20 protein-coding genes and 1 other RNA gene are annotated in these 19,794 nt (G+C 45.2%); 5 read left to right on the top strand and 16 right to left on the bottom strand.

All coding sequences use genetic code 11. The features are described 5' to 3' along the window. Window positions 1-472: 472 nt before the first annotated feature. The 13 genes from QUA07_RS20080 to QUA07_RS20020 form a co-directional block, all read right to left on the bottom strand. Window positions 473-1,924 carry a methyl-accepting chemotaxis protein gene (locus QUA07_RS20080; protein WP_333328331.1) on the bottom strand — a complete coding sequence of 484 codons (1,452 nt, stop codon included), beginning with the start codon at window positions 1,922-1,924 and terminating at the stop codon, window positions 473-475. A gap of 319 nt (window positions 1,925-2,243) precedes the next feature. Beyond that, window positions 2,244-3,290 carry an endonuclease/exonuclease/phosphatase family protein gene (locus QUA07_RS20075; RefSeq protein ID WP_333328329.1) on the bottom strand — a complete coding sequence of 349 codons (1,047 nt, stop codon included), beginning with the start codon at window positions 3,288-3,290 and terminating at the stop codon, window positions 2,244-2,246. A gap of 10 nt (window positions 3,291-3,300) precedes the next feature. Then, window positions 3,301-3,771 carry a DNA phosphorothioation-associated protein 4 gene (locus QUA07_RS20070; protein ID WP_333082402.1) on the bottom strand — a complete coding sequence of 157 codons (471 nt, stop codon included), beginning with the start codon at window positions 3,769-3,771 and terminating at the stop codon, window positions 3,301-3,303. Window positions 3,772-3,859: 88 nt separating this feature from the next. Continuing rightward, entirely contained in the window at window positions 3,860-4,180 is a 321-nt protein-coding gene (locus tag QUA07_RS20065) for a nucleoside triphosphate pyrophosphohydrolase (RefSeq protein ID WP_333328326.1), read from the bottom strand. A gap of 12 nt (window positions 4,181-4,192) precedes the next feature. Then, the gene (locus tag QUA07_RS20060; RefSeq protein WP_333328323.1) at window positions 4,193-4,846 is read right to left on the bottom strand and encodes a Uma2 family endonuclease; all 654 of its coding nucleotides are present in this window, start codon (window positions 4,844-4,846) and stop codon (window positions 4,193-4,195) included. Further along, complete coding sequence (locus tag QUA07_RS20055; protein ID WP_333328320.1) at window positions 4,836-6,899, bottom strand: AAA family ATPase; 2,064 nt, start codon at window positions 6,897-6,899, stop codon at window positions 4,836-4,838. The genes QUA07_RS20060 and QUA07_RS20055 overlap by 11 nt, the downstream gene beginning before the upstream one ends. Further along, the gene (locus QUA07_RS20050; RefSeq protein ID WP_333328317.1) at window positions 6,896-7,171 is read right to left on the bottom strand and encodes a hypothetical protein; all 276 of its coding nucleotides are present in this window, start codon (window positions 7,169-7,171) and stop codon (window positions 6,896-6,898) included. The genes QUA07_RS20055 and QUA07_RS20050 overlap by 4 nt, the downstream gene beginning before the upstream one ends. Before the next feature lie 85 nt (window positions 7,172-7,256). Further along, on the bottom strand, window positions 7,257-8,624 hold the full coding sequence (locus tag QUA07_RS20045) for a DNA phosphorothioation system restriction enzyme (RefSeq protein ID WP_333328393.1): 1,368 nt from the start codon (window positions 8,622-8,624) through the stop codon (window positions 7,257-7,259). A 96-nt stretch (window positions 8,625-8,720) separates the two neighbouring features. Further along, the gene (locus tag QUA07_RS20040; RefSeq protein WP_333328314.1) at window positions 8,721-9,290 is read right to left on the bottom strand and encodes a Uma2 family endonuclease; all 570 of its coding nucleotides are present in this window, start codon (window positions 9,288-9,290) and stop codon (window positions 8,721-8,723) included. A gap of 34 nt (window positions 9,291-9,324) precedes the next feature. Then, window positions 9,325-9,768 carry a hypothetical protein gene (locus QUA07_RS20035; RefSeq protein ID WP_333082395.1) on the bottom strand — a complete coding sequence of 148 codons (444 nt, stop codon included), beginning with the start codon at window positions 9,766-9,768 and terminating at the stop codon, window positions 9,325-9,327. A gap of 198 nt (window positions 9,769-9,966) precedes the next feature. Then, entirely contained in the window at window positions 9,967-10,347 is a 381-nt protein-coding gene (locus tag QUA07_RS20030; protein WP_333056143.1) for a phasin-related domain-containing protein, read from the bottom strand. Between the two features lie 23 nt (window positions 10,348-10,370). Continuing rightward, window positions 10,371-10,467: signal recognition particle sRNA small type (ffs, locus tag QUA07_RS20025), an RNA gene on the bottom strand. Window positions 10,468-10,490: 23 nt separating this feature from the next. After that, complete coding sequence (locus QUA07_RS20020) at window positions 10,491-10,757, bottom strand: YciI family protein (RefSeq protein WP_333328310.1); 267 nt, start codon at window positions 10,755-10,757, stop codon at window positions 10,491-10,493. Between the two features lie 120 nt (window positions 10,758-10,877). Here QUA07_RS20020 and QUA07_RS20015 point away from each other — a divergent pair, with 120 nt between their 5' ends. Further along, complete coding sequence (locus QUA07_RS20015) at window positions 10,878-11,432, top strand: 2'-5' RNA ligase family protein (protein WP_333328307.1); 555 nt, start codon at window positions 10,878-10,880, stop codon at window positions 11,430-11,432. Between the two features lie 134 nt (window positions 11,433-11,566). On the opposite strand, the gene QUA07_RS20010 is transcribed toward QUA07_RS20015, so the two are convergent. Beyond that, window positions 11,567-12,253 (bottom strand): ComF family protein, encoded by a 687-nt coding sequence (locus QUA07_RS20010; RefSeq protein WP_333328305.1) that lies wholly within the window; start codon window positions 12,251-12,253, stop codon window positions 11,567-11,569. A gap of 72 nt (window positions 12,254-12,325) precedes the next feature. Between QUA07_RS20010 and QUA07_RS20005 the strand changes: the two genes are divergently transcribed. Next, a complete protein-coding gene (locus QUA07_RS20005) occupies window positions 12,326-14,812 on the top strand; it encodes a putative PEP-binding protein (protein WP_333328302.1) in 2,487 nt (828 codons plus the stop codon). Between the two features lie 319 nt (window positions 14,813-15,131). Continuing rightward, window positions 15,132-15,578, top strand: coding sequence for a hypothetical protein (locus QUA07_RS20000; RefSeq protein ID WP_333328299.1), 447 nt, complete (start codon window positions 15,132-15,134; stop codon window positions 15,576-15,578). Window positions 15,579-15,847: 269 nt separating this feature from the next. On the opposite strand, the gene QUA07_RS19995 is transcribed toward QUA07_RS20000, so the two are convergent. Beyond that, window positions 15,848-16,135, bottom strand: a complete 288-nt coding sequence (locus QUA07_RS19995) for an RNA recognition motif domain-containing protein (RefSeq protein WP_015179076.1) — start codon at window positions 16,133-16,135, stop codon at window positions 15,848-15,850. A 971-nt stretch (window positions 16,136-17,106) separates the two neighbouring features. After that, entirely contained in the window at window positions 17,107-17,325 is a 219-nt protein-coding gene (locus tag QUA07_RS19990) for a hypothetical protein (RefSeq protein ID WP_333040721.1), read from the bottom strand. 161 nt (window positions 17,326-17,486) lie between these two features. On the opposite strand from QUA07_RS19990, the gene egtC reads away from it, so the two are divergent. Both egtC and egtB read left to right on the top strand, forming a co-directional pair. Beyond that, entirely contained in the window at window positions 17,487-18,275 is a 789-nt protein-coding gene (egtC, locus tag QUA07_RS19985; RefSeq protein WP_333328296.1) for an ergothioneine biosynthesis protein EgtC, read from the top strand. Continuing rightward, window positions 18,247-19,518 (top strand): ergothioneine biosynthesis protein EgtB, encoded by a 1,272-nt coding sequence (gene egtB, locus QUA07_RS19980; protein ID WP_333328293.1) that lies wholly within the window; start codon window positions 18,247-18,249, stop codon window positions 19,516-19,518. The genes egtC and egtB overlap by 29 nt, the downstream gene beginning before the upstream one ends. Window positions 19,519-19,794: the final 276 nt, after the last annotated feature.

Raw genomic sequence — 19,794 nt, 5'->3', positions numbered from 1 at the left:
AATTACCATTTGAGTAGCCCCAACTTTTCTCTTGGCAACCATCACCGCACCCGTTCGAGTTTGTATAGTTTTTTGTAAAGATTATCCAAATGTTTTCGCACTGTTTCTTCACAGCAACCCAGCACTTTAGCTATAGCAGTTTTCAATCGGACATCTGTACTTAACTCAACTGAGAAATGCTATATTCCGGCATTGCTATTATTTTTGGCAATCCAAAACAACACCGGGGCCTCGCGTTTGGTGAGTCTTAGGAATTCCCAAGCAGCAATAGAGAAGGATTGCGGTTGTTGTTCTTCCCGTAGCAAGAAATATTGCTTCCCGCTTTGATCGGGAATGAGACGGATGATCAGTCGTCTGAGTAATTTTAGGAATATTTAGCTAAGTTTTTGCGAACAGTCGCTACCAGCCATGAAAAAGGGGGATTGAATTCGTTAAGTCCCCCTTGAGAACGGAGATGCTGAAGGCTGGAGGATCAAACAACTGCTTGCAGCTTTTGAGCAGCAGAATTGAGTTGGTGCGTGCTGACTTTGATTTGCGATACACCCGAAGCCGTCTCCCGCGCACCGTGATTAATCGCATTCATCGCTTCGACGACTTGATTAATCGCAACTGCTTGTTGTTTGGCATTCAGCGAAATCTGTTGACTGCTGATGAAAACTTTGTTAATCGAGTTAGATACACCTGTGAATGCCTCTGCCATGCTATGGGCAAGGGACAAGCCTTCATTCACTGTCTTGTTGCCTTCATCGGTGACCATCACGGTGGAGTCGATCGCCGTTTGGATGTCCGATACCAGCCTGTTGATCTTGACCGCAGACTTCTTACTTTCGTCAGCAAGTTTGCGAATTTCTCGAGCAACTACCGCAAAGCCTTTGCCATGATCGCCAGCACGGGCGGCTTCTACGGCGGCACTCACGGCCAGCATATTGGTTTGATTAGCTAAGTCACCCACCAAGCCCGAAATATTGCCAATCTGGTTGGTTTGTTCGCTCAGGCGCAAAATTTGTTGGGCGATCGCCCCCACTTTGTCCTTAAGGGTAGTCATCTCATCAAGAGTTTGGCGCACCGCTTCTGTACCGCCTTCAGTCAGCGAGAGGGCGTGACGTGCCCCTGAAGCAGAGACTTCAGCCTGTTGGGCCGATTGGCGCGAAGATGCGCCGAGTTCGTCCATCGTGGTCGAGGTTTCATTCACTGAGCTAGCTTGTTGCGAGACGGTGCGTTCTTGCTCTTCGACCGCACTGACGATTTGTGCCGAGGAGCTAGCAATTTCGCCGGCAGTTTGGTTGAGGGTGTTGGCGATCGCCGTGGATATCAAGTATGCCACCACCAACGCAATAACTAAAGAAGCAACAGCACCCAATACCGACATCATGACCAACACACCGAGCGCATTTTTGGTGTTAGTTTCCGACTGCTTGACTAGCTTAGCTTGCTGAGTGTCAAACTCCGTCATAACAGCCTCGAAAGCCTTGAGATTTTCTGCACCCTGCTCTGCTGTGTCCATTACCAATTTACGGTTACCAGCTTTGGCCGCTTCAATCAGATTGCGGGCGCTCTTGTCATACTGGGTGGAAAATTCAATCATCTTGGTCATCCGTTCTTTTTGTTCATTGCTGAGGTTGTGAGTCAGATCTGAGGCTTGATCTTCAGTTTCCTTCAGCTTCTTGACACCCGCTTCGTAGCGATCGAGCGCTTCTTTGTCAAGGGTCAGAGCATAACCCCTTGACTGTCGGGCAATTTCTGACACTCTCAATTCAATGTAGTCTGACATCCTAGCAGCTTGTACTGCTTGCAATGCTTCCTCAAAGTTTTTACTAACTGTTTGCGATGTACTATAGACACCGATCGCTAGTCCTGCGATTAATCCTACTGGCACTGAGTAGCCAAGTAGCATTTTTCCTCTGAGTTTAAAGCTGTTCAACATAGATTTGATCCAAAATTTGACTTCAATCAATAGCTACACTTCGGTAGGAAATGATCGATGGCGGGTGGCGCCATTAATCGCCACCTACTCAACTTCTTCATCTCAACATCCCAGGAGACCCGCACTCCCTTTCACTGCGTAAGGGGTCTTCTGCGAGTAGGGGTCTATAATACTGGATACCAAATTTTGCACGGGTAGATGTAAATTATACCATTATGTACTGTGGTATTACCTTGAGTAGTTAGTGGAGTTTTCCCAGGAGTTTTCCGAGAGCAGGCGATCGATCTTAAGTTTGGTTGATGCTGTGGCTTACACCGCTTCATTTTAACAAAATAAGTTCAGCTCCTACAGGCAAATGATCGGACTCGGTTGCCTCCAAAACCGAACTAGATTTAGCACCCCAATGATTTGAATACCAAATATAATCAATCCGGCAAACGGGATAATTTAATCTCCAATTCGACCTTTTTACCAATAACTTAAGTTCCCAACCGTTAGGCCAGGTAAAACCAAACCCCAGTCCAGATTTTCGGAAGGAATCTTGCATGACTTTCTGCACCCTGTCATAGTCTTGAGTTTCGTCTGTCATATTAAAATCGCCCGCGACAATTACGGGCAGATTTTCTCGTTCAACTCGCTCCACTAAGTCTTGAATTTCAGGCGCTCGTTTGCCATATTTGTAAACTGGAATTTTGAGAAAACGGCCGAGTCTCGATTTCTTAAACCACGGGCCGGTAGCTTGCATATTGTAAATCACTACTTCTTGTTCGTTAAATTTAATAATTGCCCGTTGCTGCGTTTCTCGATGGCCGGCTAAGTGCAGTATTTCGCTGGATACAATCGGATATTTACTGAGAATTCCTACAGGGGGAGTGCCAATTTGATAGGGGTAGTCTGCTTTTAACCAGGTGAAAGCTCTTTCGGTATGTTTCCTAACGATTTCTTGTAAAAATATAATATCTGGTTTTTGCTGGTGAATCAGTTTAAATAAAGTAGGTGACTGAGTTGCATACCAACCGACGTTATGGGATAAAATTTTGAGACTGGGCTGCGAATTTGTAAGATTTATGGGTGCGGGAGAAAAGTATTTAATGTGCATCCAACTTATTAGGAAAATGCAGGCAATCGCAGAAATAATAGTGAACCATCTTTTTTTGATAATTAACAATCCGATGATGGCAATCAGGAAAGTGGGGAAGAAAATTAAGGGAATAAAAGTGCTAATTAAGCCAACAATCCACAGTCTATCCCAAAAAAATAGTTTGAGAATGAAATAGCAGATAATGAATCCTGAGTAGCTGTAAGCGAAAATTTTGGCAGATTCTTTAAGCCCTTTGTTTATTAAATCCGCTACTACATATTTCATTGGGAACCTATTAAAATAAAAACTTGCTTAAATCGAATTCTTCATTTGACCGATGTTGGTTGTCTCTTTCAGAAATCAACACCAACAAAAGGCGATCGGTATAATCCGCCGCACCCCGCAACTCTTCGCGCAAAATCTCCAGTCCGCCATTAGCATATTCTTCAAAAATTTGCAAGCGTTCTGCTTCCAATTTTTCGTCGAGATGGGAGAGAATTTGAGGATTTTTGGTTTCGGCGATCGCAATTAATTTAATCGCCATATCGTAGCCCCTCGATACAAAAATATCAACATCTATCGCCCCCGGTTCTCGTTTAGAAATTTCCCCTAAAGGCGATCGTTTTTTCCGCTGCTTTCCCAATGATGCAGCGAAGGCGATGACATCAGCGTAAGTCTGAAATGGCGCGGAGTTGTTATCCGATAAAGTTAATGATTTGACTAACTCCGCTTTATCTTTAGCAATTCTAATTTTGTTAGCAGCCATTGGGATTAATATGTAATTTTTAAGTGAGTAATTTGATAGAGTAACCGCAGATTTGAGGCAGATAAACACAGATTAACGCAGATAATTTTCAGAATGTCCGCAACAACATAATTTTTTGTGCAAAACCTCCTCTTGCTTCCCGCCGCTTCGTTTGTTCGTCCAAAAGTCGATCGCCCGAAATGCCAAAACTCGCCATCACCGCATCTATCACCTCATACAAATCCGCCAATTCCGCCACCAAATCTTCCTCGTGGGCCTCCGCCGCTTCCCCCGCTTCTTCAATCAATTTCTGCAGCAAAGCTTGACGGTATTCTGCCTCAGACAAAATTACAAACTCGCATTCATTCCCGCTTTGGCGAATAATGTCAGGAATGCGATCGCGCACCAACTTATGATACTCTTTTTTCACGTCAAACTCCTTTCAACCTTGACTAAAAGTTTGAATCAACCAGCGATTAATTTCCCCATCATCTTCTGTTTGACTCCGGTTCAAAGCTTCCTCTATTAACGCTATTTCTAAGCCAGGTAAAACCAGTGAATTTTGAATTGTCCCACTCCCTCCAGCAGTAATAGCTAATGCAAATACTGCATTCGTATTTGCATTAGCTGCCCAATATTCTTGGACTTCAGAATGTTCGTAAATTAAACGCTTTACTCCCAAATCATCGGCACTAGAAGATGCTCCTATTTCCACTACTAAAGCTGGAGGTGCAAACACATTCAAATTAATTGGCGTATTCGTGCGAGGAGGCAATTCAAAATCTGCACCTATATAATAAGACAAATCAGGTTGAAATTCCCGAATACCTGTTTTGCGAAAACTGGCATTAATTAACTCCACTATTCGGATATTTCTAAAAGCAGTATAAAAATTGACAACTCTCGAAACTACTGAATTATGACGACTGTGCAATGGCCCTACTGGTGACATTTCTACCCTCATACGTTCTTGGTAGTAATAAAACTTGCCCTTTTCCCATGCTGAATCCTCAGCAAAATTCAGAAACTCTTCCCACGTCGCCTTCACCCAAATATCTGTTTCCAAAACCTGCGTAATTGCCGAATTAGAAGTCATAATCCACCTCTACAATTTCCGTATATTCAAATTCATTTGGACTCCGCCTAACTAAAGGATAGCGCGTCCCCCCCAGTTCGATCGCATCTTCTTCACAATCAGCTTTCGGAGAATTGTACACCAGGACGTATTCCCTGCCGGTGCAACTTTCCATCTCTTGAGCAACTTCTCCGCGCCACTGAGTTTTTGTCACCAAAACCACCAATTGATTCGCCAATTTCGGCAGCTTATTTGCAATTTGCTTGCGATAAATCTCGTCCAAACTACCAAAGGGAGAATCCATCACAATTGGAAACGTACTGCTATCCGGGCCCATCAAAGTATTTTTTTGACTCCACTCCCGCACGCCCTCAATAATCCCGCCGATAAACGATAAACTGAGAATTTGATTTTCTCCTGTAGAAGCTGCAACCAAAGATTCTTTACCAGACGTATTTTCTACTAGCGTCAGTTCGTATTTATCGCTCAACTTGGGGATATAAGGAGTAAAAGAAATGTGACTGAAAATATCTTGCACCCGCTTTTCCAACTGAGAACAAAACTGTTTTTCTAAGCGCGATCGCACTTCAGTTAGGCGATCGATCGCATCTTGAGTCGCGGCAATCCGGCGCTGGGCCAATACTTGCCTTTGCTCATTCAGTTGCTGCTTATCGATTTGCTTGTCCAGATTGGCGATCGACGCATTCAAACTCTCAATCTGCTGCTGGTTAGAGCCTGTTTCCCGGTGCAAATCGCCAATTTTTGCCTCAATTTCATCCAAGCGCTTTTGCAAGCGGCTGACATCGCCTTCAGGAAAATTTCGCAGCTTGTTGTGAATATCGTCTAACTGATTTTCCACCCTAGAAAGTTCGGTTCTATCGCGGCTGATATTGCCTTGCTGTCTGTCAATTTCCTCCCAAAAATCAGCCACTTGCCTATCAATTTCATTTACCCGATCGCTAATCCGAATAGTTGTTTCTTCCACATCGCCAACACCCGCCTTATCCATCCAACCGCTAACCTGTTGGTGAGATTCAGAACCCTCCACTAATTCCGCACCGCAGATACACCGCTGCTGCGCTAATAACTCTTCCAAAAACGGCCGCTGAATCCCCGAAAGCAACGAGCCACATTCTCGTAAACTCCCGACAATAGCTTCAAATTCAACCGCCGCATCTGACAGAAATACCGCGTAACCGCGCATAGATATTGAGCGTTTTAGAGCATCTGTAGCTTCTGAAATTTGTTGCTTAAATAAATGGCGCTGCTTTTCCAATTCGTCTCGCAAATTTTGCAATTCGGCGGCACCGCCCAGTAGCAGCAAATCACCGTTAACTGCTTTTCTTAACTCGCCTTGATGAATCAATTCTTGCTCAATTTCTAATTTTCTTTGCAAAAATTGTTCTGCCTCTTTTTGAGATTTTTGCTTTTCTTTCAAAAGTTTCTTAATTTCGGAACTGCCAATCATTCTTAAATCTGTTTCTAGAGACTTTCTGGCATCTCCCAAATGTCTAATCGAGCGATTCAGCACCTCTACTCCCAGCAATTCCTTAGTAGCTTCAGCAATTTCTGCTTTCTTATCGTGGCGGACAATTTGCTCGATTCGCTCTCCGTCAAAAAAGAAATATTGATGCAAACTTTCCGGCAAAATTCGTCCGATAATATCATCAGGATGCTGGGGCGGTAGCATCCAGCGGCCGTCATCTTTTGCTACCTGCATAAACAATTCGCCTTTGCTGTGTTCGACACTATGTTGACTTTTGTAAGCATGACAACTGCGCCTTACTTGGTAGCGCTTGCTGTCGTGTTCAAACACGATTTCCACCCAACAAGGTACTCGTTTGCCCGGTTTGGCTTCCGCAATAGCGCGTTTATTTACTGATTGTTCTTCCGTAAAACCCGCGCTCAGATTTCCGTAAAGTCCCCAAGTAAAGGCATTCATCAAAGCTGTTTTTCCAGCACCGTTATTGCCGTGAATCACTGTAATATTTTGCGCGCCCCAGGCCAGCTTAATTTCGGGTGTTTGGCCGAAAAACTGCCGGAAATTGCACAGACTAATTGAAATCAGTTTCATACAATTGCTTCCTTAATAACTTTCAAAATGTCATCGCTAATATAGCGGGGAGCCCTCATGTACAGTTTATCTTTTTCAATTTCTAATACCCGTTCGATAATTTGTCGGACTTCGGGCGGCGCGCTAGTAATTGGTTCCTGTACGTCGCTCAATTCCTGATGAGTTTGATAAGAAGAACGATTTTCTGCTAAAATACTTTTTGGTACGGCTGCGATCGCACTATCTTCATATCTAAAAGCCATAATCAGATTTTCATGCAGATTTTCAGTCATTTTTTTTCAAATATTAAAAACTAGCAACTCAAACTGCGTTCGAATAATTCTCTATTCTCAAACATAAACCGAAGCTTAATAAATGTCAAATGTCTAATAGCCCGTAACGCCTCTGAATTTGCAGCAATTTCACTCTCGCTTCCCCAGCATTGTCGGCTAAATCCGCAAATTCCAAGAACCGCTTTAACTCTTTTCGCAGCAAATTGCGCTCGACTTCTAATGTTTCCCGACCTAAATCTGGAGGCAAAACTATCATGTCAAATAAAGTTGCCCTTTCCTTCCCCGGATGCGGCCGCAAAATCCGTCCCCGGCGCTGAATAAACTGGCGCGGATTGCTGCTGCTTGCTAAAATTACAGCATTGCGAATTGCTGGAATATCAACGCCTTCATCCAAACAGCGAATCGCGACTAAACCTTGCAATTCTCCACTCTCAAATTGTTGGCGCAATCGTTCTCTTTCTGCTAAAGGAGTTGCCGCAGTATAAGTGTTAACTCGGTAGCCTAATTCTGAACCCAATAACTTCGCGGTTTCTGTTAGTTGGCGGTTGTTATTTCGGCGGGCACCTCCTTCAATCGCACCATCGCCGCAGTAAAATAAAGTATGGGCTGTGTCGAGACGGTGAATCATTAATTCTCGCAAAGCTGTTAATTTATTAGCCGCTGCCCCAATTAACCGGGCTCGCTGCATTAATAAAGTCGTTAAAGCATCGTTTTCTTCTACTTTTTCATCGCCCCAAAGCGCCCAGCCAATTTTTTTAGTTAAGTAGGAATATTTGCGGGTTTCGGCTTCGGTCAATTCTACTAAAATTGGATAGTATAAATAATGTACTAATGCTTTTTGGCGGATAGCATCAGCCAGGGTGAGTTCAGGCTGCAAAACAGGGCCGAAATAATCTAAAATAGCTTCGGTTCCTTGTTCGTCGAAATGCCTTTCTGGAGTGGCGGAAAGGGCGAGTCGCAGTCCAATATTGCGCGGCAAACTTTCTCCTAAACGCGGCGCGCCTAAGTTGTGAACTTCGTCTCCAATAATCAGGGTTTTTTCTGGGAAATAGCGCAGTTGCGATCGCAAACTATCTCCCATTAAGGTAGCATTAGTAGTGATGATTGTGAGAAATGTTCGTTCGCCCGTTAGCGAAGCCCTCGAAGAGGATCGCACTTCATACAAACCCCCAGCCAGCTTATTCTGCCAAGTGCGGGCGCTATCAAAAGCCAAAATAGGTTTTAAACCAAATTTCTCCGATTCCCGCGCCCACTGATTCACCAGGTGGCAGTAAGGGCAAATTACGAGCAGGACTTGCAGGTTAATTTTATTGTATAATTCAGTGGCGATCGCCAGTGCAGTAATCGTCTTGCCACTACCCGTCGCCATCTTCAGCGTACCGCGTCCCTGATTCGCAAACCAATTAGCAACCGCCACTCGCTGATACTGTCGCAATTGCAGCGATGGCGGCATCTTCGGAAACCCAAATTGCGAATTATCAGCCGTTGAGCGATTCACCTTTAAATGCCGTTAGATGCCAACTTACCCTGACTCAACTGTAACTCATTTCTAATTAAAACTTAACAGCTCAAACAAATTTGCCACCGAAAGTTGCAAATCCGACAGCACATCCAGTACAGGTAAAATATCTTCATTCTCTTTAATCTCAGGTTCCTGCTGCGGTTTAAAAACAATTACCAATTCTTCTTCCGGGTCAATCAGCCAACCTAATTTAGTATGATTCTTGAGGCAAAACAGAATCTTATTAATTACGCGAGTTGAACTTTGCTCCGGCGATAAAATCTCAATTGTCCAATCCGGCGCAATTTCAAACCTATTTTCAATCTTTCCCTGAGAATTCAGAGGAATGCGCGGCCACTCGAACACTGCTATGTCTGGAACAATAGAACGCCCCCCAAAAGTGCAGCGCAATTCTGGAAACGCATAAGCTAATTTCTGCGGCTTGCCAACTCGATTAATAACAGATGGAAACTCGAATTGTAACGTACTGTGTTTTCCTTGTGGCATAGCTTTTTGATAAATTTGACCATCAACATACTCGCTAGCCGGCTTAGTCTCTGGCAATAGCAGAAACTCTTCCAGAGAAATCTTTGACGGAGACTGAATTGACGTTACCATAAGCCATTAAACCCTCAACAACTCAACTGGGTCATTAAAAATCTGCATCGCCGTCTGTTTCCCAATCCGCACAACTCTCCGATTCCACACCAGTAGGGTGCATCGCACAAACCAACAAATTGCCACCGTAAACTTGACCGTGATAGTTGCGACAACCGCGACAAGCCGGCTGCTGCGTCGGCGAAGGGTCTACATAAGTAACCATCGACAAATCTATCTCATCAAACTCCGGGTCGAAGTCGCGGCAAATTTCAATTATCGGTTCGATAAATTCATTAAATAAACCGTCAAATTCATTGAAATAACCGTCTATGTCGTTAATCAGATTATTTTGTACTTGTTCTGTAAACTCTTCCGACATTTTTGCCAAAACGTCCAGCATTTCGACAAACTCTTCGCCCATTTCGGTGAAAAAATGCTCTACTTCAGAAACAGCATTTTCCATTACTCCAAAAAAATCTTTAGACCAATCTTCCATGAATTTGACAGCTTGCTATTACAAAATATTTTACAGACAAGTGCAGCCAGCCTCAAGTGAAGTGCTTGCACCTACTTTCAATTCTATTACCTATTGCCTGATATCCGTCCACCTCTGAGAGGGCAGATATTCAAAAAGGGAACTCAAGATTATTATCCTGAGTTCCCTTCATGCTTTGCTGAGCGAGCTTTTTCCTGCTTAATCCCGCTTCAGCCGCCGCAATTCCTCTTGTAAATTCTGCACCTGTTCGCGGAGCTTGTCTACGCCGCCTGTCTCTTTAGCATCTTTTGCCGAGACATCTTCTTCCTCAGAAACAATTTCAATCCGCCGAGGTTCAGCGGGTTTTTCGTTCCCAGCCGAGGCTACGGGGGGCTGCTGCTGAGCCTGTTGCACCATGTCATCAACAAAGCGGCGAGCTTCTTCCGTGGACATCTCGCCCCGCTTCACCAATTCGTCTGCCAGCTTTTGGGCTTCAGTGCGTAATTCAGTTAACTTGCTGCCAGCTTTTTCACCCGCATAGGAAGCGAGCCCGACACCAAGGTAAACTGCTTTTTGTAAAATATCTCCGAAACCAGGCATAGGAGCTACACCTCATAAAACTGGGTGAACCGGAGACCACGCCTATTACAAGCATCCCGTGTTGCTGCTACCTTCCGGTCCTGACAAGATTTGGGCGTTGGAATCGCGTGGGTCCAGTTCATAAATGAGTATAACACAGTTATTTATTCTTCAACCACACACCAGTGATAAATTTCATAAATAACGCAACCGTTCTTCACCAGCGGGTCTTCAGCGACGATCGCCTTCGCCTCATCCATCGAATCCGCCTCAAACATCAACATACCGCCGCCCCGCCGCGCCCAGTAGCCAGTTTTCGCTCGGTGTCCTTTAGAAATCAACTCTCGGACATAAGCTCTGTGAGCTGGCACGTATTGGTCAAAAACAGGCTTTTCGACAATTCCTTGCTCAATTTTGACAAACCAAGGCATTTTTATTTGGGATTTTAGATTTTATATTTTAGATTGGGAATGGGCGATCAGCAATGGGATCTAGGGCAAATGCTCTATATTCCATTTTGCACCATCCTTTCTCAACTGCGATGTTATCCTATGAACCAGTCAAAACAGCGATTTTTTATTGCCCTAGTGCCGCCTCCCGATATTGAACACCAGATTACTGAGATTAAACTGTATTTTGCGGAACATTACAACAGCCGCGGAGCTTTGAATTCGCCGCCGCACATCACGCTACAACCTCCTTTTCACTCGTTAGCGAAGGATGTTCCCAAATTAGAGGAAAGTTTGAACCAGTTTTCTGCAAATCGGCTGCCAATTCCCGTTACTCTATCCGGTTTTGCTGCTTTCGCGCCCCGCGTCATTTACGCTGATGTTGTCAAATCACCCGAATTGCTGGAGATTCACAAAGATTTGATGAGTTATATGGAGGCAAATTTGGGAATAGTCGATCGAGTTTCTCAAAGTCGCCCATTTGTACCACACATGACAGTAGCCTTTCGCGATTTAACTAAAGAGAATTTTCAAACGGCTTGGTTGGAATTCTCCGGGCGATCGCTCCACTTTGAGTTTACCGCTTCGGCGTTAACTTTACTGCTTCACGACGGCAGCCGCTGGAACATCAGCAATCAATTCCCACTTTCCGCCTAAACTCTCTCCCTTCTTTCTCTTCCTTCGCGGACTTCGCGTCTTCGCGGTTCGTTTTCCCAAAAAATCTTGTTAGCAAATTCTGATTAATATCATGTCCTCACTACAAACATTTTTAAACTAAAAGACAAAATAGCCTACCGATCGCCCTTATTCGGAGTTGCAAGTGCCACAGTTCCATAAACCGAAATTCCCGACAGTTTCAATATTTGAATTGCCGACTTAACCGTAGTACCGCTAGTGTAAATATCATCAACTAACAGCACTCGATCGCGCGGGAGGCGACGACGAAAATCTTTCCCCAAACTTAAAGCATTTTTCATTTCCGCTTGCCGCTGCTGTGGCGTCAGAGCGAATAAAGCCTGAGTATTTTTCACCCGCTCCAAACCGTGCCGCTGCAAAGGCAAACCAGTCACCTCGCAAAAACTTTCAGCCAACAGTTCTGCTTGGTTAAAACCGCGCTCCTTGACCTTTTCTTTGTGCATGGGAATCGGTACAACTGTTAGATTGTCTATAGCTAATTCGGGAAAACTCAGCCAAGATTCTGCCAGCCAGCCGCCTAGAGGTTTTGCTAATTGCGGATTGCCGTCATATTTCAAAGCTGCGATCGCCCGTTTGAGAGCCCCGCCATACTCACCCCACACAAAAACACGCTGCTCTGAATGCCAAAATCGACCAGGATCGCTTAACTGACATCGCTGAAGTTGCTTGTGACAGTACGGACAAAACTCTCCGGCGGCCGGTCGCTGACAAAGAGGACAGTTAGACTTAAGAAATAGATTGAGAAAAGATTTGACTAATCCCGTCCATTTTCGCTTGTTCATCCTAAAATTGTCGTAAGTGATTAATGGGAAAAACTTTCAACTTCAATCAGTTTCCACCGACAGGCTCGCAGCGTGAAAAACCTCTACTGGTTAGACAAAATTCAACCTTCAGACAGAGATGCAGTGGGAGAAAAAGCATTTTACTTGAGCTGTTTGCTCCAGAAAAATCATCCCGTTGTACCGGGTTTTGTCGTACCGGCTACCACATTCTGGCAGTTTTTAGAGTCGATCGAGTGCCTAGAACCGCTGTTTGCTGACTGGCCACACTCTTCACTGCACTTGAATGTCGATGAACCCAGACAACTGCAATCGATCGCCCGCAGCATCCGCCACCAAATCCTCGCCGGCAAACTACCAGATTCACTGCTCTCCACCCTAGAGTCTGCTGTTTCTCAACTCAACTCCAAGTCAAACTTAAACTCCACAGCCTTAATTTTTCGCCCTTCCCTGACTTCCTGGAACCCGAAAACAGTCGGCATTCTGGCGTCTCAGGCAGTACGGGCAGAACCCGAAGCCATTGGGGACGGACTCAAACGAGCTTGGGCAGAAATGTTCAGAGCCCGAAGTCTATTTTACTGGCAGCGGTGCGGTCTGCGGGTACAGCAAATCAATCCCGCAGTTTTGGTGCAGCCACTTCAAGAAGCCATCGCCGCGGGCGAGGTAAAAATAAAGGCGGGTGCACAGTGGGAAATCCAAGCCACCAGCGGTTTGGGATTGTCCCTCGCTAGGGGAGAAACCATCCCCGATTACTATCAAGTGCAGCCAGAAACAAGCGCTGTTAAATTCCAGCGGATCGGTTACAAAACATTAGCCTACAATCTCAAAGTCGGCGATGGTGAACCGAAAAAAAAACTGCTACTGGGCAAGTTTGCTGCTTTCCCAATTCCCGATTCTCCATTTATAATTCCTGATTTTGCTGATTGTTGCGTGCAAGTTTTAGCGCTGGGAGAGGAAGCACAAACAGAATACGTTTTAGAGGAATCGCAACTGCAAGAAATCATTGAATTGAGTAAAAAAGCGATCGCCGAATTTGACTCGGATTTAATTTTCGAGTGGACGCTAAATCAGACAGCAAACAGCGGGAAAGCGCAGTTTTATTTCACTCAAGTTCGTCTTGTCAAAGGGGAAAAAGTCGCGCCACTAGAGGAAAATTCGAGATCCCTCCCGCACCCAAACTCGATCGCCCCAGCCCGAACTCCTGCCATACTCAGAGGTGTGGCAGCAGCATCAGGAAAAGCCGAAGCAATTGCCCAAGTTATGACTAATTCCCACCCAGAAAACGCGGAATTCTTAGCCGGAGGCATTTTGGTAGCCCGGACAATCGAGCCGAATTGGCTGCCTTGGCTGAAGATTGCTGCTGGAGTGATTGCGGAACAAGGAGGCATGACATGCCACGGCGCCATTTTAGCGAGAGAATTGGGGATTCCCGCCGTTGTGGGAGTGACCGGGGCGACGCGGGCGATCGCCTCGGGCGATTCGGTTTTGGTAGACGGCGATAGCGGAGAAGTTTTTGCCCTCGCCCAACAGGATGCGATCGAGACAGGAGACAGCAGCCGACTTCGGGACACAGCAAAAAAGGCAAATGTATACAGTACAGCAGCGAAAATGTCAATAGCTAAGCACCAATCTTCTACCTCCGATCGATCGTCCAATTGGGCGTCTAAATCTCGACAATCTGAGTCTACTCAATATGTTTGGGGCCCACCAACGGCGACTCAACTGCTAGTTAATGTCAGCCAAACAAGTTCGATTGACCGCCTCAAAAATCTGCCAATAGACGGCATCGGATTGCTGCGATCGGAATTAATGGCATTAGAAGCTTTGGACTGTCAAAACCCCAAAGTTTGGCTACAAGACGGCCGCCAATCGGAATTTGTCGATCGCATGGCGGATTGCCTCAGCTTATTTGCTGCTGCCGTTTCGCCGCGGCCAATATTTTATCGATCTCTCGATTTACGGGAGTCAGGCGCCCACGGCAGTTTCAGTTATACCTTTGAACCAGAATTATTTGATTGGGAACTCTGCGTACTTCAAAAAGTCGGCGAGTCAGGTCATACCAATGTTAATTTAATTTTGCCTTTCGTGCGCTCTGTTGACGAGTTTATATACTGCCGCCAGCGCTTAGAAACAGTTTGGAAAAACCGCTCAAGCGAGTTTAAAATGTGGATTATGGCGGAAGTTCCTTCGGTGTTATTTTTATTGCCCGATTACGTAAAAGCCGGAGTTCAAGGAGTTTCTATCGGCACTAACGATTTAACTCAATTGCTGTTAGGAATTCACCGCCACTCCGACCAGGTGGCAGGTGCTTTCAACGGGCGCGATCCAGCAGTGATGAGGGCGATCGAACAATTAATCAAACAGGCCCGGGCCGCCGGCATTCCTTGCTCAATCTGCGGCGACGCTCCCGCATTGTATCCCGACACAGTTGAATCCTTCGTGCGGTGGGGAATTTCGTCTATTTCGGTCAATGTCGATGCTGCAGAACAAACTTCCAGGGCGATCGTCCGCGCCGAACAGCGCCTACTCCTAGAACTCGCTCGATCGATAATTAACAATTAACAACTCCCGGACTCACTTGACCCCAGAAATCCGGTTTCTACTCTAAATCATAGCTTTGGCAAGCAGCCACCCGCTCAGAAACCCGGTTTCTAGACAACCCATGCGTCCAGGACTATTAACAACTACAGAAACCCTGTTTCTAATTAGATATATCAACCGCGCAGACAGTGAGGACATTTGTAATTGGTGAAACCCTTTTTTTTATTGCTTATTGCTTATTCCTTCTTCCTTCTTCATTCTTTTTCCTTCCGCTATCAAAATCTCCGATTTTAAAGCTAGGATAGAAATATCACCAATTCTTGACCCGGAGGTACAAACCGTGAAATCAAAAATTATTGCAACCGCAGCAATACTTGCCGCCCTAGCCTTTCTGCATCCTCACCCAGCATTATCTCAACCTGCAACTGACGGCGGGACAAAACCCGGATTTTGGCAACCTCAAGCGCAGGTTGACAATACTCGCAACATTACCCTCAGACTGTTAAATGAAACGGGATTGAACCTAGAATACGGTGAATCAGGTGGCAGCTTGTCATCCTTGCCAGTCGGAGCCAGCAGAAACATCAGTGTTCGCATCAGCAATCGTACCGGGGACATTGCCAATATTCCGATTAATGCCACAACAGCAACCGCAACTTTGAAATACGACTATAACGTTGACTCGCAGACAAACATTTTGACGATTCGCATCACTAGATCAGACGGCCGCACTAGGCAAGACCGGTCAGTTTATATTGATGAAAAAGGGCGAGTTTACTCTTTCTAAGATAAACGCTCATCAACCCGGTTTCTCCTGATAAATTTTGCTTTTACCAGCGAGGTATCGCGGCAGAAATCGGGTTTCTAGACTAGCGTGTATAAATTCTGTCTTTCTCAAAAAGTTAGGAATCAAGTGCAGCCCATAAAGAAGCGATATTTTTGTGCAGCGGATTTGACATTTCATCCCCAAAATCAACTGCTGCTTGCAATTCGGCGCTAGTGGCGTACTGGTGCATCAGGTGGGTTTCGAGAGGATGTCAACCGCCGCATCGCGGACTAATATCCGTCGTTTCTCTTGATACCAGCGCCTCGATTTCCCTCTTCTTTGGGTTTAGCTTTGTTCACTCGCAAGGGGCGCCCCATCCACTCTGCACCGTCTAATTCGGCAATTGCAGCGTCTTCTTGGGCATCCTCCATCATCTCAACAAATGCAAAACCGCGCATCCGACCGGTTTCCCTGTCGGTAGGCAAGACAACTCGCTTGACTGTGCCGTATTCTGCAAATACTGCTTTGAGGTCTTCTTCGGTGGCGCGGTAAGACAGATTTCCAATGTAGATAGTCATGTCGATCGAACTGAACTTGTTGTGGTATACATAATAACCTTTTAATTTAACTGTCAAGTGCTATCTAGCATACAACTGGGCGATCGACTCTGACTAAAAGGATTTGCCGCACTCACCAACCCTTGGTACTGGCTGCAATAGTTAGTTTAATCAAAACTCATATCCTCACTCGCCCTGCGGATGAGTGAGGATATAAGTTTTGGGGCGGCGAGGAATCCCACCCCTGAACAATACTTGATTTTAATCAGATCACTGATGGGTGGGCGAGGAATCACCAAGCATCTTCGGAAACAAAGCGACTAACAAGGTATAGCATTCCTAAATCATTTGTGAATTTCTTACTCCCTCAGAGCGGCTAAGGCGAGGGTTGGGGTGGGGTAAAAAAATTACGACTCCTGCAAGGATTGCTATATAAGAGTTCATAAAGTTCTAATATAAGTTAATTAAAAAAAAATGATACAATTACATTTGAGACATTTATGATGCGACAACCTACCCAAACCATGGAAAAATGCTTTGTTAGTGATGGAAAATAGTCATATAAATAGAGAAAACAAGTAAAGAAACTAATCAAAAAAAAGGGGCGAAAGTAATATAATTGTCGCCCCCTTCGCGCCATGGATCACAAACCTGAGAATTTATGGTCAAAACTTAAATATATTTTCAGTTTTATCAACATAACAAATTATCAATAATTAGGAAAGGCGATCGACTTTGCATTCCGTCAACTTTCTCAGCACAATATTTGGAACTGGTTTACACACTGCTGTTATTGTACTTCATCTATCTGAGAAAGGCTCTGCAGGAATCGCTTGTGTCTGTGCAGACTTTCTAGCGGGGACTGAGCAATTCAATCTACCCCAGTGTGGAAATCCCGTAAGGGAAAAACGCGAAAAGCCAAACTGTGAAGTTTGGAAGCCCACGCCATAACTGTAATCAGTTTGGCGTTGGGAGGATGTTACTGCTTTTCCTTAGTCGATCGAGATTGACTGAGGCCCCGTGCTTTTACCGTTGGTGGGTTCGGCTGGGGGAGTAGTGTAGGAAGTTGAACCAGCTTGCTCGTCGATCCAGCTTTTAACGGGATCTTCGTGAAGGTTGAGTCGAAGCAGGCCAGATAAAAATCCGCCCGCGAAGGCGATCGGCTGTTCGATCAATTCTTTCGCCATTGGGATGAGTTCGTCGATGAACATTCAAGAGTCTCCTTGTGTTGCAGGGGTTATACCTTAACTGTATCGTTTGTACTGCGATGCTGGCAGCGGGCTACAAAAAACCTTCCAGCGCTGAAGATGCGCGATCGGGCAATTTTTCGGCTCATGACTTACAATGCTAATCAAATTGCTGCAAAAATTTTATGTGCCGTTTGCTTGGCTACCTAGGGGAGCCGATTTTACTTGATGCTATTCTGTACAAGCCGGAACATTCCCTAATTGTGCAGAGTTACCAGCCCCGCGAAATGACTTCTGGTCTACTCAATGCTGACGGTTTTGGTATTGGTTGGTATCACCCGCACCTAGATACTGACCCGTTTACCTATAAAAATGTACAGCCAATTTGGAGCGACATTAACCTTCCGAGTATCAGTCGATACGTTGAATCTGGATGCGCGATCGGATATGTTCGCAGTGCAACTTCAGGACAAGCTGTAGATTTGAGCAACTGTCAGCCGTTTCAGAACGATCGCCTGCTGTTCGTACACAACGGCTTCGTGAAGAATTTTCGGCAAACTCTTTACAGACCAATTCGCGATCGACTCAGCGATACGCTTTATCAATCAATTAACGGTACTACAGATTCAGAGCATATTTTCGGCTTGTTTGTCAATGAATTGACAGCCACCAATGTGACTCTAGAAGCTGCTTTGCAAAACACGCTGAAAACTGTGGCAGAGCTAGCAAACTTTCACCAAGTAGAATTTTCAGCTAATATAATTATCAGCGACGGACACCAGCTTGTTGCCTCTCGCTTTGCTTCCCAAAAAACCCCTCCTTCCCTCTATTGGCTGCGGGACGATTTAAATTTCCCGGATTCTGTCATCATTGCTTCTGAACCTTTATTTGCAGGCAATTGGCACGAGTGCCCAGTCCAGAGCATTATCAGTACCGGAGTAGAGCGTGATATTGAAATCTATCCAATCTTGTAGAAAGGCAATTTATCGCGATTTGCAGCAGTGTCGCAGCGGCACTTTCAAGCTATTTGCAGACATCGATTATGATACTTTTTGCCGTCAAGCTCATCCTGATTTCAGTCCAGTTGGCTGGCACTTAGGTCACATTGCTTATACTGAGGATTTGTGGCTGTTGCAACGGTGCGCTGGCTTGAAACCTGTCTTTCCTCAGTATCACCAACTGTTTGCTGCTGATATTTTGCCCAAAAAACAACGGGTTTTTCTGCCGACGTTACCAGAAGTTGAATTATATCTGGACGAGGTGAGAAAAAAGGTGTTCGATTATTTGGAAGTAGCGCCGATCGACGAGCAAGAAGGTCTCTGGCGGTTTATTATTCAGCACGAAAGCCAGCACTGCGAAACTGTTGCTTTCGTGTTGCAAATGCACAGGAATAAGGCAGAAAAAAGAGGGAAGAAAGAAGAAGGAATATTAATGCCCAATGCCCAATTCCCGATGCCCCATGCCCCATTCCCCATTCCCAATTCAGCGATTGAAGTTCCGGGCGGGGAATTTTACATGGGAAGCGATGCTGCTGAGGCTTTGGATAACGAGCGATCGCGCCACCTATGTTATTTAGAAGCATACTCGATCGATCGCTACCCCGTCACTTGCCGTCAATACCGAGAGTTCATGGAATCCGGCGGCTATCAAAACCCTGATTGGTGGTCAGCGGACGGCTGGAAATGGCTGCAAGGCGAAGCCGTCTCTCAACCGCTTTACTGGTCAGAAAATTCAGCTTTCAACAACCATCCAGTTTGCGGGGTGAGTTGGTATGAAGCCGAAGCTTACTGCAACTTTATCGGCAAGCGTTTGCCATCGGAAGCCGAATGGGAAAAAGCTGCCAGTTGGGATGCCACAAATCAAACATATCGCATCTATCCTTGGGGAGAAGAACCGCCAAACGGCAGCCTGTGCAATCACGGCAATAATATTGCCAATACCTCGCCAGTCGATGCCTTTCCCAAAGGAGCAAGTGCGATCGGCTGCTATGATATGTTGGGCAATGTTTGGGAGTGGACTGCTTCAACCTTTGACGCCTATCCGGGATTTGAAAGTTACCCTTACAGGGGATATTCTCAAGTTTATTTTGATGGAAAACACCGGGTTTTAAAAGGGGGGAGTTGGGCGACTTTTCCGCAGGCACTGCGATCGACCTTTCGGAATTGGTATTATCCCGGCGTGCGGCAAATTATTGCTGGTTTTCGCTGCGCTAAGTAGTTCGCTAGGTAATTATAATTACCATCAAATTTCTTCATACTGAAAAATTTATTCATCGGACTTTGCCTATGAACAAATTCCTTCATACTTGCATTACAAATGCTTATTTGACAAACATCAGATAAATGGCTGGAGAGGGAATTGGGGACAAAATTTGTTTGTGAAATGCCCAACTTTTTTCCATGTAACAAGCTCAAGTAAAACAAGATTTGTTAATTATTTAATAATTTTTGTGGATAAACTTTAAGTTTTAATTGTGGATGCGAGATCCATCCG

Origin of the sequence: Microcoleus sp. T3_A4, from assembly GCF_036700465.1 — a bacterium.
GTDB lineage: Bacteria > Cyanobacteriota > Cyanobacteriia > Cyanobacteriales > Microcoleaceae > Microcoleus.
Note: the sequence above shows the minus strand (reverse complement) of the source record. Positions and strands in the feature narration are given on the sequence as shown.